The organism is Sorangium sp. So ce363, from assembly GCF_051520435.1.
In the GTDB taxonomy this organism is placed as follows: Bacteria; Myxococcota_A; Polyangia; order Polyangiales; family Polyangiaceae; genus Sorangium; species Sorangium cellulosum_B.
This window is the reverse complement of the sequence record NZ_CP150333.1, coordinates 8,700,243-8,714,673: the sequence shown is the minus strand read 5'-3', so window position 1 is coordinate 8,714,673 and position 14,431 is coordinate 8,700,243. Positions and strand designations below refer to the sequence as shown.

14 protein-coding genes and 1 pseudogene are annotated in these 14,431 nt (G+C 66.2%); 11 read left to right on the top strand and 4 right to left on the bottom strand.

What is annotated here, in order from left to right; all coding sequences use genetic code 11:
* Positions 1-2 precede the first annotated feature (2 nt).
* From WMF12_RS32755 to WMF12_RS32735, 5 genes are all read left to right on the top strand, one after another.
* Positions 3-1,058 carry a DUF1835 domain-containing protein gene (locus WMF12_RS32755; protein ID WP_437851715.1) on the top strand — a complete coding sequence of 352 codons (1,056 nt, stop codon included), beginning with the start codon at positions 3-5 and terminating at the stop codon, positions 1,056-1,058.
* Between the two features lie 100 nt (positions 1,059-1,158).
* The gene (locus WMF12_RS32750; RefSeq protein WP_437851713.1) at positions 1,159-1,671 is read left to right on the top strand and encodes a hypothetical protein; all 513 of its coding nucleotides are present in this window, start codon (positions 1,159-1,161) and stop codon (positions 1,669-1,671) included.
* Positions 1,672-2,690: 1,019 nt separating this feature from the next.
* Positions 2,691-3,998: a group II intron reverse transcriptase/maturase gene (ltrA, locus tag WMF12_RS32745; RefSeq protein ID WP_437851711.1), complete on the top strand. Its 1,308-nt coding sequence runs from the start codon at positions 2,691-2,693 to the stop codon at positions 3,996-3,998.
* Between the two features lie 380 nt (positions 3,999-4,378).
* Entirely contained in the window at positions 4,379-4,804 is a 426-nt protein-coding gene (locus tag WMF12_RS32740; protein WP_437851709.1) for a transposase, read from the top strand.
* An 86-nt stretch (positions 4,805-4,890) separates the two neighbouring features.
* Positions 4,891-5,472, top strand: coding sequence for a hypothetical protein (locus tag WMF12_RS32735; protein WP_437851707.1), 582 nt, complete (start codon positions 4,891-4,893; stop codon positions 5,470-5,472).
* A 1,572-nt stretch (positions 5,473-7,044) separates the two neighbouring features.
* Here the strand turns inward: WMF12_RS32735 and istB are convergent.
* Both istB and istA read right to left on the bottom strand, forming a co-directional pair.
* Positions 7,045-7,788, bottom strand: a complete 744-nt coding sequence (istB, locus tag WMF12_RS32730; RefSeq protein WP_437851705.1) for an IS21-like element helper ATPase IstB — start codon at positions 7,786-7,788, stop codon at positions 7,045-7,047.
* A gap of 11 nt (positions 7,789-7,799) precedes the next feature.
* On the bottom strand, positions 7,800-9,335 hold the full coding sequence (istA, locus tag WMF12_RS32725) for an IS21 family transposase (protein WP_437851704.1): 1,536 nt from the start codon (positions 9,333-9,335) through the stop codon (positions 7,800-7,802).
* A gap of 234 nt (positions 9,336-9,569) precedes the next feature.
* On the opposite strand from istA, the gene WMF12_RS32720 reads away from it, so the two are divergent.
* The 4 genes and pseudogenes from WMF12_RS32720 to WMF12_RS32705 form a co-directional block, all read left to right on the top strand.
* Entirely contained in the window at positions 9,570-9,737 is a 168-nt protein-coding gene (locus WMF12_RS32720) for a hypothetical protein (RefSeq protein WP_437873975.1), read from the top strand.
* A 2-nt stretch (positions 9,738-9,739) separates the two neighbouring features.
* Positions 9,740-10,576 carry an ExeA family protein gene (locus WMF12_RS32715; RefSeq protein WP_437851702.1) on the top strand — a complete coding sequence of 279 codons (837 nt, stop codon included), beginning with the start codon at positions 9,740-9,742 and terminating at the stop codon, positions 10,574-10,576.
* 14 nt (positions 10,577-10,590) lie between these two features.
* Positions 10,591-10,872, top strand: coding sequence for a hypothetical protein (locus WMF12_RS32710; RefSeq protein ID WP_437851699.1), 282 nt, complete (start codon positions 10,591-10,593; stop codon positions 10,870-10,872).
* Between the two features lie 190 nt (positions 10,873-11,062).
* Positions 11,063-11,818: pseudogene (locus WMF12_RS32705) on the top strand (IS3 family transposase); the annotation flags it as partial.
* 5 nt (positions 11,819-11,823) lie between these two features.
* Here the strand turns inward: WMF12_RS32705 and WMF12_RS32700 are convergent.
* Positions 11,824-12,171: a hypothetical protein gene (locus tag WMF12_RS32700; RefSeq protein ID WP_437851697.1), complete on the bottom strand. Its 348-nt coding sequence runs from the start codon at positions 12,169-12,171 to the stop codon at positions 11,824-11,826.
* Positions 12,172-12,280: 109 nt separating this feature from the next.
* Between WMF12_RS32700 and WMF12_RS32695 the strand changes: the two genes are divergently transcribed.
* Positions 12,281-12,625, top strand: coding sequence for a hypothetical protein (locus WMF12_RS32695; protein ID WP_437851696.1), 345 nt, complete (start codon positions 12,281-12,283; stop codon positions 12,623-12,625).
* Between the two features lie 446 nt (positions 12,626-13,071).
* Positions 13,072-13,194, top strand: coding sequence for a hypothetical protein (locus WMF12_RS32690; RefSeq protein WP_437851694.1), 123 nt, complete (start codon positions 13,072-13,074; stop codon positions 13,192-13,194).
* 7 nt (positions 13,195-13,201) lie between these two features.
* On the opposite strand, the gene WMF12_RS32685 is transcribed toward WMF12_RS32690, so the two are convergent.
* Positions 13,202-14,386 (bottom strand): hypothetical protein, encoded by a 1,185-nt coding sequence (locus tag WMF12_RS32685; protein ID WP_437851692.1) that lies wholly within the window; start codon positions 14,384-14,386, stop codon positions 13,202-13,204.
* Positions 14,387-14,431: the final 45 nt, after the last annotated feature.

Sequence of the window (14,431 nt, the reverse complement as noted above, 5' to 3'; positions counted from 1 at the left end):
TCATGGCAGAAGCAACCCTCATCCGTGCGGCGACTCATGTTGCCTTCGATACGCCAACGATAGAGCGTCTGGTGCAACTGGGTGCGATTAACGTTGTGCGTGCATCTGACTGCCTAATTATCGGGCCGAGTCGCCGGGATCCGAGCGAGCATGCCCAGGCGCGTGAGGCGTGGTTTTCTGTGTCCGAGGAACGTTCGGATACCGATGATTCAGGCGAAAAATGGGATCGGCTCTATTCGTCGGACGTTCGCTGGGAGCCGCCCGTCGTCTTGTGGGTGTCGGCAAGTATCCACGAGCGGGTGAACCTCTGGAGGGCTTGTAGCTGGTTGCGTTATTTGGGGTTCGCGCATCACGACATCTTTATTCTCGATTTTGAACCAGCTCCACCATCGAGAGCAGCGAGCCGTGAGGTATTGACTCGTCCATTTACCTGTTCCGAGTCGGTGTCTGATCATGCTGACGAGGTTCTCCTGGACCGCCTTAGCAAGGCGCGCCCTTGGTCGGGGGATCGCTACGAACGTGCCATCCGACTCTGGGAGAGCTACGTCGACGAGAACCCCTTACCGTTCGTCGAGAGCTGCATCACGGGTGTCGAGGGCTTTGCAGAGCTCGCTCCCTCGTGGGCGCTTCTCTCGTGCTTCTTCCCAAGAAAGACCGCAGAAGGATGTCTGCGTCTCAGCCGATTTGACGAGATTGTCTTTGCCCTCCTATCGTCTGAGTGGCAGACCGCCTTGGCATTGGCCGTCCACAAATCGGAAACGCGAATGCACCTGTGGCATCTCCTCTCCTGTACAGGCGATCTGTTCCTGGAAGATCGTCTGGAGCAATGGGCAAATCACGATTTAGGCGCCGCCGTCGAGTGCGCTCCTGGCCCGAAGCCACTTGGCCACCCGATGCTCTCGAGGGTGTACCGCCTCACCGAACATGGGATGCAGCTCCGAGACAAAGGGCTCGACCAGCTCACGGATGCGCCGAGTCTGCCCATAGCCGGAACCGAGGCGTACTCGGCTTCAACCCCCTGGGTGTTGCGCGAAGATGGCCGGCTCGCTCGGCTGTGAGGGGTAGCCAGGCACGGTGAAAATACTTTGAGGCACTGTCCCCCCAACGGGTCATGAACCTTATAGTCCCGTCTGACGCTAGGAACGATGGAGTGGTCTAATGGCGGAAAATACTATCGTTCACGTGCTGCGGCGTGAGTGCGTAGTCGCTGAACGTCGAGGCGTTCTTTTGTCCGTTTTTGGGGAGGCATTCACCCTCGATACCGTGCGAGAGCTGCGCAAGATCATGGAGCTTGTCTGCAGTCAATATCCGCGTGGAGTCGGTAATCTGGGAGTCTATCGTTTGCGGCGCGGAACTTTAAGGGCGCTTGTTGACGATGCCGTGCGAAGAGAGCTCGTCTCGCTGTCGCGCGCGGCGGCTCTGATGTCTATCATTTCGGCGAATGTGGTTGAATCGCCCAGCTTCATCGCCGCGGCGTTCCTGGGCGCTGCGACGAATATCCATCTCATCTCACGCTCGACACATCCAGCGCGGCTCTTCAAGCGGCGCGAAGAAGCGGTCTCATGGCTGCGCGCCCAAGTGCCGACCAGCGGCGGAGTAGCCGCGTTGCCCGAGTTCTTGCGAACCTTGGACGGGCTCGAAGCTGAGCTGAGTGCTTTTCGTGAACGATAGCTGTCTGCGTACCTCGGTCCCGTCGCCGGGTGAGCGTGCGTCGCTGGGGATAGCGGGGAGCTGGCGACCTACTCGCCGACGTCCTCTGCCATCTTCGCCATCGTGGCGAGCTCGCCCGGCGCCTCGCCGGGCGAGCGCCTACCTGTCGTGCCGCATGAAGAGCTGGTCGATGGCGTCGAGCGCCTGAATGGTAGCCGCTCCGCAGAGCGCGTTCCGAAGCGTGCTTGTGGAGGGCGGCCCCGTGCGTAGAGTCGCGGTGCGATGACGGAGCGACGGAGCGGGGACGCAGGCGTCGAAGTCCCGAGCCTGACGACGGCGGTGCTGAAGCTGTCTGCGCCGCACGTCGCGTGTATGCGTTCTGTAGACCCCATCCTCGCGCGGTCCGCGCAGTCGCCGTAGATTCGCGGCGCGATGCGAGGTGTTGACGCTCAGGCTGGCTGATGGTCCGCCGAGCAAGCTGCTTGATGGCCATCGCGGGCGTGCACGGTTGCCCCCGTGTCAGAGAAGTTGTGTGATGCCTGGAGGTATCCATGGAACCATAGGGTGAAAGTCCCGAAGCGGCAGAAGGTCGAAGCCGCGTAGCTTGGGTGGCGCCCGACGGGGAGATCCCGCGGGCGAAGCCCACCGACAAAGCCCCGCACGGCGGGGTGAGCGAGCGCGCGGGCCGCAACGAGGCGTGAACGCCCGGTTGAGGCCCCGTCAACTGAAATCTCCGGGTGCCGAGCCGTCACAACTTCGGCGAAGGCAGCAGGGCTCCCCGAAACCGACCCGCGAGGAGCCCGCCCGGCGGGGTAGAGGGCGGCGGCACGCGCGCAAGGCCATGGATGGAAACAGGGAAGGGCGTCTCACCCCGCGGAGAAAAACCGCGGAAGCAAGGTAGCCGTGCGAGCCGACGAGGCGAAGCTCGGCGAAGGTGAGCGCCTGGCGGATGGGCTCGTAGTAGCGATGAAGCGGGGTAATGCCCGTGGAGCAAAGGGGCCCTGCCGGTGGCACTCCAAGGGAGGAGCGAGGCACGCGGGATGACAAAGCCCACGATCACACTGCAAGAGCTCCGATCGAGGATAGGCCTGCGGGCGAAGTCCGCGCCCGACCACCGCTTCTGGGGACTGTACGTGCACCTCGCGAAGCTCGAGACACTGGAGGCCGCCTACCGGGAGGCCCGCCGCAACGGCGGGGCGCCCGGGATCGACGGCGTCACGTTCGAGCAGATCGAGGCCGCCGGCCGCGGCGAGTTCCTTGAGGGACTCGCCGCGGAGCTGGGGGGCCGCACGTACCGTCCCGCACCGCTGCGACGCCGAGAGATCCCCAAGGAGGGCGAGAAAGTCCGCGTGATCTCGATTCCCACGATTCGAGACCGCGTGGTCCAGGCCGCCGTCAGGATGATCCTCGAGCCGATCTTCGAGGCCGACTTCTCGGACAGCTCCTACGGGGCACGTCCCGGCCGCTCCGCGCATCAGGCGCTCAAGGAGGTGCGCGAGGGGCTGCGGCGGCGACAGCACCGGGTCGTCGACGTCGACCTCTCCCGCTACTTCGACACGATCCGGCACGACCGGCTCCTGGCGAAGGTGGCGCGGAGGGTCTGCGATGGCGAGATGCTCGCGCTGATCAAGCAGTTCCTCGTGCGCACGGGAGAGCGCGGCGTTCCCCAGGGATCGCCGCTCTCACCACTCTTGGCGAATGTCGCGCTGAACGAGCTGGATCATGCCCTGAACCGAGGGAAGGCCCTGCTGACGTACGTACGGTATCTCGACGACATGGTCGTGCTTGCGCCCGACTCGCCCCGCGGGCGGGCATGGGCCGACCGCGCGCTGGAACGAATCCGCGAGGAGGCGGAGGCGATCGGCGTGTCGCTCAACACGGAGAAGTCGCGGGTGGTCACTTTGAGCGACCGCGACGCCGTGTTCACCTTCCTGGGCTTCGACTTCCGATGGACGCGGAGCCTGCGGACGGGGGCGAGATATCCACTGCTGACGCCCCGAGCGAAGAAGGTCACCCAGGTGCTCCGAGCCGTCGGCGAGGTGCTCCGCATCCGCCGGGCCTCGCCCGTACCGGTCGCGGTTGCGCACGTCAACAGCGTGGTCCGCGGCTGGGTGAACTACTTCCGCGTGGGCAACGCTCGGCAGGCGTTCGACAAGGTCCGCTACCTGGTCGAATGCAAGGTACGAAGATTCGTGTCGCGACGGCAGAAGCGAACGGGCTTCGGCTGGAAGCGGTGGAGCCGCGAGGTCATCTACGGAAGCTGGGGTCTGTTCTCGGACTATCGGCTCTCGTACGCCCTTGCAGGCAGCGCGCGCCAGTCGAGCGGACCCATAACCCCGCGAGGATGACGCCTCCGCGGCGAGCCGGATGCGGGAAATCCGCCTGTCCGGTTCGATGTGGCGGGGGCCGGAAACGGAGCCAAGGACGGATTGAGGCACCGGCACCATCGCGAAAGCCGCCGGACACAGCGACTCCCCGATCCTACAGCCACCGCGCCGGCCCCCGACCCGACCGCCCGGTCTGATCCGCTTACGGAGGATCAGGCCACCGTTGTCGGGGAGCGGAGACAGGCTTTGAGGTGAGAGAGTACTCAGAATCCTTCAAAAGAAAAATCGTCCAGCGGCTTCTCGCTCCAGGAGGACCGACGGCGGTGGCGCTGTCCGCCGAGACGGGGGTGCATCAGACGACGCTCTCGCGCTGGCTTCGCGATGCTCGTAGCGTGGCGCCCATGTCCGACGACGCTCGCCGCTCCGCGCCTCCGCCCCCTGCCGTCGCTCGCCGCCCCGAGGACTGGACCCCGGAGCAGAAGCTGCGCGCGATGACGGAGGCGGCGGCGCTCTCCGAGCGGGAGCTCGGCGAGTATCTCCGCCGCGAGGGATTGCATGAGGCGCAGCTCGCCGAGTGGCGCAAGGCCGCGCTGGAGGCGCTGGGCGGGCCGGCGAAGGCAGGTCACGGCCCGGCCCCGTCACGGCGCGTTCGGGAGCTGGAGAGGCAGCTGCGGCGCAAGGACAAGGCCCTCGCCGAGGCGGCGGCGCTGCTGGTATTGCAAAAAAAAGTCCAAGCCATTTGGGGGGACGGGGACGACGACACGGATCCGGTGAGCAGCGCCGGCAAGATGGAGGTCCCCGGGCGCCATCCTGAGCGCGTTCTTTGAGGGGCGAAAAACGAAGCCCCCTCAGAAAACTTGGTCGAAGTCCTCCGAGGGGGCTCGCCTCCGAGTTGCCAGAAACGGAGGAGCCCATGTTCGACCAATTCACGCTCAAGGGCGAGTTTTTCGCGACGTTGGAGGCCCTGGACCGGGCGATCGCTCGACGGGTGGCGGCGAGCCGGTGCCCGGCGTGCGGGGGCCCGCTGCACGTGGGCAACTTCGCCCGCAAGCCGCGGGGCGCGCTCATCGCGCCGGAGGGCGAGGCGTTCCTCGTCCGCTTCAGCTTCTGCTGCGGCCGCGAGGGGTGCCGGCGGCGCGCGACGCCCCCGTCGCTTCGATTCCTCGGCCGGCGCGTGTACCTCGGCGTCGTCGTGATCGTGGCGAGCCTTGCCGCGCAGGCGGTCGGCGCCGCCAGCGCGCAGCCGACCGGCGTCCCGCGAAGAACGACGCGCCGATGGCTCACCTGGTGGCGCGGCCCCTTCCTCGCGAAGGAGGTACTGCTCGCGATCCGCGTCCGTCTCGTTGGCGTCGATGTCGGCGGGATCCCAAGGTCAATCATCGAGCGGCTCACCGGCACGGCCGACGAGCAGATGCGCACGATGCTGCACCTGCTCGCGCCGCTCACGACGGGCTCGGTCCTCGATGGATCACGTTTTTTGAGGGACATCGCATGACCACGGCGCCACGCAGAAGATGTCATTCGGCGTGGATTCCGCGGTGAGATAGGGTTTCCCCGCCCGGTAGGTCCGTTCGCCGACCGCGCAGGAGACCTCATGAGCCACGAGCACCGGACGCGCGCGCGCCCGCCAAGGGCCCGTCTGCGCCTTTCGATCCGGAGGAGGAATCGATGAGCCACGACGACCAGGCGCCCATGCGCCTGCGCTGGGCGCGGATGCGCTTCTCCATCATCAGCCACCTGCTCGCCTCTCCGCCGGAGCCCGGCGAGCTCGCGAGTCGGATCGCCGAGCTCGCCGCGAAGTCCTGGCGACACCCGACCAAGGGCTCGGTGATCCGGCTCTCGCCCAAGACCATCGAGCGCATGTACTACGCGGCGCGCAGCGCGGATGACCCGATCAGCGTGCTCGCGCGCAAGGTCCCGAAGCACGCCGGCTCGCAGCCGAGAATCACGACAGCGGTCGCGTCCGCGATCGAGAGTCAGTATCGCGATCACCCGCGCTGGACCTGGCAGCTCCACCACGACAACCTCGTCGCGCTCGCAAAGACAACCCCCGCGCTCGACCCGGTGCCCAGCTACACCACAGTGCGCCGCTTCATGAAGGCCCACGGCATGTATCGCATCCAGAGGAAGCGCCAAGGCAGGGCGGTCGAATCGGAGATCGTGCCGCGCGAGACGCGCTCGTACGAGCTGGCCTATGTCAACGCGCTCTGGCACTACGACTTCCACGAGGGCAAGCGAAAGGTCATCACGGCCAGCGGGGAGCTGAAGACACCCTATCTCTTCGGCCTGCTCGACGACTGCTCGCGGGTGTGCTGCCACGCCCAGTGGTACCTCGACTGCGAGAGCACCGAGAACCTCGTGCACGGCTTCAGCCAGGGGATCCAGAAGCGAGGGCTGCCGCGCGGCGCCTACAGCGATCGTGGAGGTGCCATGAAGGCCGCCGAGATGCGAGAGGGGCTCGAGCGGCTCGGCATCGCGCAATATCTCACGCTGCCGAACAGCCCTCATCAGAACGGCAAGCAAGAGCACTTCTGGACGCTCGTCGAAGGGCGGCTCATGCCGATGCTCGAGGGCGAACCGAACCTCACGCTCGACTTGCTCAACACCGCGACCCAGGCGTGGGTCGAGCAGGAGTATCACCGCACCGTCCACGGCGAGCTCAAAAAGACTCCGCTCGATCGCTACCTCGAAGGCCCAGACGTGAGCCGCCCGAGCCCCGACTCCGAGGCGCTGCGGCGGGCCTTTCGCATGGAGATCTCGCGCCACCAGCGCCGGAGCGACGGGACGGTCACGATCGAGGGCGTGCGCTTCGAGGTTCCCTCGGCCTACCGAGTGCTCGAACGTCCCCGGCTTCGTGTCGCGCGCTGGGATCTCTCCAGCGCAGAGCTCGTCGACCCGCGCTCGGGCGCGCACCTCGCCACGCTCTTTCCGCTCGACAAGGAGCGGAACGCGGACCGTGCGGAGACCGCCCATCGTGATCACGCAGATCACGCCATCGTGATCACCGCGATCGCGCATCGTGATCGCCCTCGGAGCGAAGCGACGCTGGTCCGTCGGGGTCTGGGGTTCAGGTCTCCGTGGTCTCCTTGTCCTTGCGACGCGAGGGGCCCTTCAGCGCGACGCGGTGCGCGTTGTGGACGATGCGGTCCAGGACCGCGTCGGCGATTGTCGGGTCCCCGAGGTGATCGTGCCACTTTCCGACAGGAATCTGGCTGGTGATGACTGTCGACCGCAGGCCGTGACGGTCCTCGAAGACCTCGAGCAGGTCGCGGCGCTCCTGGTCCTTGAGCGGGGCGAGTCCCCAGTCATCGAGCACGAGCACGTCGATCTTCGCCAGCCGCCCCAGCAGGCGCGTGTACGTCCCGTCGGCGTGCGCGAGGGCAAGCTCCTCGAGCAGGCGCGGCACGCGCCGGTAGAGCGCACGGAAGCCAGCGCGGCACGCCTGGTGTGCCAAGGCGCAGGCCAGGTAGCTCTTGCCCACGCCGGTCATCCCGGTGATGAGCACGTTGGCGTGGTCGGCGATCCAGCGACCCGAGGAGAGCTGGCGGATCTGGGCCCGGTCGAGCTCCCGCTTCGGCGTGTAGTCGATGTCCTCCAGGCAAGCGCTCGGGATCCGCAGCTTCGCCTCGCGCAGCAGGCGCCCGATCCGCTTGTTGTCACGGGCGATGTGCTCGGCGTCGACGAGCAGCGCAAAGCGGCCATCGAAGTCGAGCTCGGCGATCGCGGGGTCAGTCCGCTGCCCCACCCAGGCGTTCGCCATCACGTACAGATGAAGGCTCTTCAGCTTCTCGAGCGTCGGTTCGGTCAACACGTCGTTCTCCGTCAGTTGAGGTAGTAGTCACGGCCACGGATGTTCTCGTGGTCGATGGGCTGAGGGGCGGCCGGGGCGCCGTCGTCATGAGCGAGCGGCATGCGATCGAGCCCGTTCTTCAGGATCGACTCGACGTGCCGGTAGGAGCGAGCGCGGACGTGCCCGGCGCGCACGCAGGCAGCCTCCAGCCGCTCCTGGCCGTAGCGCTTGCCGAGGCGCAGCAGGCCCAGGCAGGACCGGAAACCCTGCTCGGGGTGAGGCCGCTCGGCCAGGATCGCCGCGCAGAGCTGCCGGGTTGCCGGGCCGATCTTCTCGGCCCACGCGAGCAGGCGCGAGGGCGTCCACTCCGCATGCGCCCGGTGGGCGCTCGGCATGTGCTCACGCACGGTCGAGTGCTGCCCGCGCGCTCGCGAGCGGGGGTGCGATGCGATCCGGCGGCTGCGCAGCAGGACCTCGACCGTCGCGACCGTCGCCCTTATCCAGACCTCCTCGTGCACGTGCACGTGGGGGACCGAGTAGAAGTGGTCGTCGAAGACCACGTGGTAGTCGATGTTGACACGCGCCTTCTTCCACTCGGCGTACTCGAATGCCTCCGCAGGCAGGGCGGCGAGCGCTGCCTTCTCGAGCTTCTCGAAGAGCTCCTTTCGGCTCTCGCCGTAGCGCTTCATCACACGGCTGTTGATGTCGGCCAGCAGCTCGGCGATGCGCGCGTTGAGCGCTGCGAGCGAGTGAAACACCTCGTTGCGAATACGGGCAAGAATCCATCGCTCGACGACCTGCACGGCGACCTCGACCTTGGCCTTATCGCGTGGATGCTTCGGTCGCGCGGGCAGCACCGTCGTGCCGTAATGTTCGGCCATCTCCTCGTATGTCCGCTGCACCTGAGGCTCATACCGGCAGGCGCGCGTGACGCCGCTCTTGAGCTGGTCGCACACGACAGCGCGCGGCACACCGCCGAAGAACACGAAGGCGCGGCAGTGGCTTCCGATCCAGTCCGGTCCCCTCTGGCTGCGCGTCGCCTCAGCGTATGTGTAGCTGGAGGCGCCGAGCACCGCGACGAACAGCTCGACCTCGGCGACCGTGCCTGTAGCGGGGTCCACGAGGCTCGGCTTCTTGCCGGCGTAGTCGACGAACATCTTCTCGCCCGCAACGTGGACCTGGCGCATCACCAGGCCGCGCCGATCGAGCCACGTCCGGTAGCGGTTGCAGAAGGCAGTGTAGCGAAGACCGTTGGGATGCTGGCGCAGGTACTCCAGGTGCAGTAGCTCCAGCGTCACGTGGGGCCGGTGCCGCTCGCGGTGAATCCAGGCGCAGTCGGGCTCGACGGGCGCGACCCCCGGCTCGACGACGGACGTGCCGTAGAGCGCCCGCTCCAGGGCATCGTCGTCCAGCTGCGTGACCTGCTCCCAGGCCGTGAGGCCGGCGGCCTTGGCGCGTGCCAGGACGTTGCCCACCGCCCCCGGGCTCGTGCCGTTGCTCACCGCCGTCTGCCGGTGCGTGCGGCCCAGGAGCCACTTCTGCCGAAGAATCTCTCGTGTTTTGTGCATGGACAGTCGCTCCGTCGCCACCTGGGACCCTCCTCTGAGGCCCGGGTGGGTGGACCCGACGTCCAGCGCCGCTACGCCTCAGCCTCGTGGGCCGCGCAGGATGCACCAGCGCGATCACGAGCGGCGATCCGCGCGATCACGACCGTGATCCCGATGATCACGATGGTGATCCTGGTGATCACGATGCGGTGATCCGAGCGATCACGATGCGGTGATCTCGGTGATCACGATGGCGTGAAATCCGCGGACCGCGCGCGTCGCGCGCTCACAGAGATCACCGCGCCGCTGGCTCCGTCGAGGAAGCCTCCCGGTATCGCGCCGCTCCTGCGCCAGCTGATGGCCGAGTACGCGGCCACGGGCCTGCCGCCCGCCTACCTGCCCAAGAACACGGAGGAGGATTGACCATGATGAGTCGACTCCTGTCTCTCTACAGTTTGAAGTACATTCCCTTCCGCGCCGACGTGCCCGCAGAGGCCCTCTATGTCTCGCCGCCCGTCGACGCCTTCCTTCGTCGCGTCGAGCTCGGGTTGGCTCACGGCGGCTTCGCCATGCTCACCGGCGATCCCGGCACGGGCAAGAGCATCGCGTTACGCCTGCTCGCTGCGCGGCTCGGCGCCCTGACCGACGTGGTGGTCGGCACCATCGAGCATCCCCAGAGCAGGGCCGGCGACTTCTACCGCGAGCTCGGTGATCTCTTCGGAGTCCCGCTCTCGTCCAGCAACCGCTGGGCAGGCTTCAAGGCGCTTCGCGCGCGCTGGGCCGAGCACTTCGCCACGACGCTTCGCCGACCCGTGCTGATCCTCGATGAGGCGCAGGAGGCGAGCACGCCCGTGCTCAACGAGCTGCGCATCCTCTCCAGCAAGGACTTCGATTCGAGGCAACTGCTCTGCGTGATCTTCGCCGGCGACTCCCGTCTCCCCGAGCGTCTCCGCACCGCCGAGCTCTTGCCGCTCGGCTCGCGCATCCGCCGCCGGCTCGTCCTCGACTACGCCTCTCGCGACGAGCTGCTCGCTTGCCTCGACCACGTGCTCGCCGCCGCCGGCAACCCCTCCTTGATGACCGCGGAGCTCAAGGCCACGCTCGCCGACCACTCCGCCGGAAACTACCGCGTGCTCATGAACCTCGCCGACGAGCTGCTCGCCGCCGCCGCCGAGCGCGAGCTGCCGCGGCTCGACGAGAAGCTCTTTCTCGAGATCTTCGGCGCGGCCCCGAAGCCCAAGTCCGCGAACCGCAAACGGTGAACCTGGAGGCGCCCATGCCACGCACCGCCAACGTCACGCTGCCGATCCCCGAGCCCCTCGCGCTGCTCGACGCGACGCTGCTTTTCCTCATCCAGGTCCTGCTCGCGCAGCACCCCGATCTGCTCGCGCCCCCCGAGGAGCCCGCGCCCCGCACTCCGGGCCTGCGCGCGGCCCGCCGCATCTTCGAGGCCGTCCGCGAGCTCCACGCCGCGCTCGACGGCTACCGCGCCTTCCTCCCTGCGGATCACTCGCGGGTGCTCGGCGACGAGCGGCCCGGCGACGACATTCCGTTTTGAGGTAACCCCGCCCGCGCTCGGCTCATCACGCCGCGCGTCCCTCGATCTTCGCGCTCAAAGGCCCTCAAACTTCGTGCTCGTGTCCGTCCTGGCGTCGCGGCCCGGCCACGACCAAGGCCTCGCCGGCCATGACGCCGCGCGTCCCTCAATCTTCGTGCTCGGCACCCCCTCAAACTTCGCGAGCACGCTCATCGCTTCGGAGTCGAGCTTCTACCGTGTCCTGCGCGAGCAGGGGCTGCTCGCGCACCGCAATCCGGCTCGACCGGCACGCGCCCATCGTCCTCGCGAGTTCGTCGCCAAACGCCCCAATCAGGTGTGGTGCTGGGACATCACCTACCTGAAGAGCGCAGTGCGCGGAGCATTCTACTTCCTGTACCTGGTGGTGGACGTCTACAGCCGCAAGATTGTCGGCTGGTCGGTCGAGGCCGAGGAGTCGATGCTGGCTGCCGCTCGCCTCGTCGAGCAGACCTGCGGCCGCGAAAACGTGGGCTCCGGTTGCCTGGTGCTGCACGCCGACAACGGCGGCCCGATGAAGGGCTCGACCATGCTCGCCACCCTCCAGCGCCTGGGCGTCGTGCCCTCTTTCAGCCGTCCTCGCGTCAGCGATGACAACCCCTACGCCGAGGCCCTGTTCCGCACGCTCAAGTACCGGCCCGAGTACCCACGCCGCCCGTTCGCCACGGTCGAGCAGGCGCGCCAGTGGGTCGAGCATTTCGTCGCCTGGTACAACAGCGAGCACCTGCACAGCAGCATCCGCTTCGTCACGCCCGACGACCGCCACCGCGGTCGCGACGGCGCGTTGCTCGCCGCCCGCCACGCCCTCTACCAGCGGGCCCGCCGCAGGACGCCCCTGCGCTGGACCGGTCAGACTCGCAACTGGACACCGATCGGCCCCGTGACCCTCAACCCCCACACCCACGAGGCCAAAGCACTCATGAGGACCTGACCGAATTACTGGACAACTATCTTGACACCCACCGGGATGCGGCTCAGGACGTCGCGCTCGACGAGCTTGCGCTTCTTGCGCGCAGCGGCGCGGAGCGCGGCGGTGGCGAGTCGATCGGTGTCGCGCAGGCTGCCAGCGGCCGCCTCGTGCAGCATCGCGATCGCGTCCGAGGTGAAGAGCTCTTTCGTGCAGCCGACTCGGCCGAGACGTACACGCAGATAGTCGGCCGTATCGTCCGGCGTGAGCGGGTCGATGGTCAATCGATAATGGAGGCGCGAATACAGGGAGCGATTGCGGCGCACGCGGAGCCGCTCGCCAAGCTCGGGCAAGCCAAGCAACACGAGCGAGAGCAATGCGCGGCTATCCCAGGCGTAGTTCGGTGGGCGGCCGGAAACCGATCTGGCGCAAGCCAGACACGGCGCCGGCCGCCCACCGAACTACGAATGGGACAGCCGCGCCCTGTTGTCGCTGATCCTGGCAGGGCTCTCTGATCTCCAAGGCCGGCTTGAGCTGCGCAAAAACCGCTCGCTAAATTCCCGCATCGAGCGGCGTCTGTCCATTGGTGCGATGGTCCCCGACGATACCGGAGAGTACGTGCGGCTCCGGATGAGCCGTGCCGGCGCCGATCGCGACGTCTTCACCGCGGACGCTCTGACGCTGCTCCACGAGGCGGCTGGCTCGAGCCTGCGCGAGATCGACCGCATGGCCACCGCCGCGCTGCGCGAGGCGGCGCGACGGAAGAAGAAACTCGTCGAGCGTGACGTGATGGCGCGCATCGTCGGCGACCTGGGGACGGACGGCAGCTGACGCTGACCCACACGACGGGCGCCACCTCGGCGCTGGCGAAGGGACACCTCGCCGGCGCCGACGGCCACCAACCATGATGGCCATTGCGAGCTGCCCTGCGGCGCGCGTCCGAGCGATGGCCATCGCTCTCCTTGACCGCAACCGTGCACGCCCGCGATGGCCATCAAGCAGCTTGCTCGGCGGACCATCAGCCAGCCTGAGCGTCAACACCGCCGCCCATGCGGCCGGTGACCTCGCGACCGCGCAGATCGCCGCTCGCACGCTCTCGGAACTCCTCAGCGCCCCGCACGCGCCTGCGCACGTCGCGCCCGCGGTCGACCTCGCTAGCGCCCGGCTCGTGCGATCCTGAGCCCATCCTGAACGCCACTGCGGCCGCGCTGGACGCAGTCGCCGTCCACCAGGTCGGGAAGTACTACGAGAAAGCGTACCGCCGCCGGAAGGTTGCCGTGCCGCCCCCGAGGGCGCACATCGCCGGCTGGGTGCCGTCCCCCGGCGAGGAGGTCGAGGCGCGTACCCTCCTGGAGCTGCTCTGGAAGATGGAGCCCCGGGAGCTTGGGGCCGGCGGTTAGGTAGCGGTTACAGTTCCTCTTTCGACGAGAGCTTCTTCGGTAGGCTATCGAAAAAGAACATGGGATTTGCACGCGCTTTGTCCCGAGCAACAATATACGAATTGAACTCGTTTGCGGCAGCGCCTGCGGCGGCAAGTCCGCTCGAAATGAGCGTAAGCAGCATTTCGCTTATGGTAGTGGGGATTACGACTGTACTGAGCCCTCCCGCGACAACTCCACCGACCCCCAACGCCTTGCTAGCTCCCACGAGCTTGAGCTTACTCCACTCGGCTGCCACATTTTCTTTCTCTTTGGCGAAATCGGAGCGAAGCTTGTTGATTTCCTGTCGATAAGCAGCGATACCTGTATTCGAGGCCTGTTGCGCAATCCTGACGTTCCTTCGCAGAACTTCGCGCAGTTTGGAAACATGTGGCAAGATTTGCCTGCGGATCTTCAGAACATCATCCCATGGTACGTCCACGAGTACTCGTTCCAGTTCCGCTCCGTCGACCACATCTGTAGCAATGGCTAAATCTGCAACGTCGTCAGCCGAGAGTGGTGAGGTGGATGCTGATGCGCCTAATGTAAGTAGAATATTGGTTGTCGGCTCGTCGGAGGTGCATGGATGAGCATTCTCGGCGGTCGCTCTGCGAATATACTTTATGGTGCGACCGATGCGTGCGTAGCTAAGCCCAGTCCATCCGTTGTCTTCGATTCCCGCGACTTCCGCCGGCTGCTTCGTTTCAACATGATATTTTGACCTCTCGCCCGGAGGAGCCATCGAAAAACCATGATAAACCCCAGATGCCAGTCTTACCGGCGGTGGCCCCGGCCGGTAGTCAGGAATTGCAGCTCGAACGAGTGACTCATTCGTGATTGCTGTGGAGTAGGTGGTCCAATTTAATCCTAAGTCGAGCTTGGGTGTGCTCGGCATGAGAACGCGAATCTTTCCGTGTGCCTGAAGTGGTTTGGTTTCTCGCAGTAGCTCACGGAGGCTGTCTTCGTATTCGCTCGATCTTGGAAACGGAACTCGGAGTGTCCATTGGACCTCCATGCCGTTCCGGAATGTCTCCTTGACTTCGAAGTTGTTGATTAGCGCTGCGTCGGAAGGATCGCTCAGTAGAACAGAATCAAAAAACAGCAAGTGGCGCTTGATCGTGCTTCTTCGAGGAGGGTGATCAGAAGGTACAATCAACGCATTCAAGTTGGGCATGTTTCCTCGTGTCAGCGTGTTTTGAGGCGGTAAACGTGCTCCTCG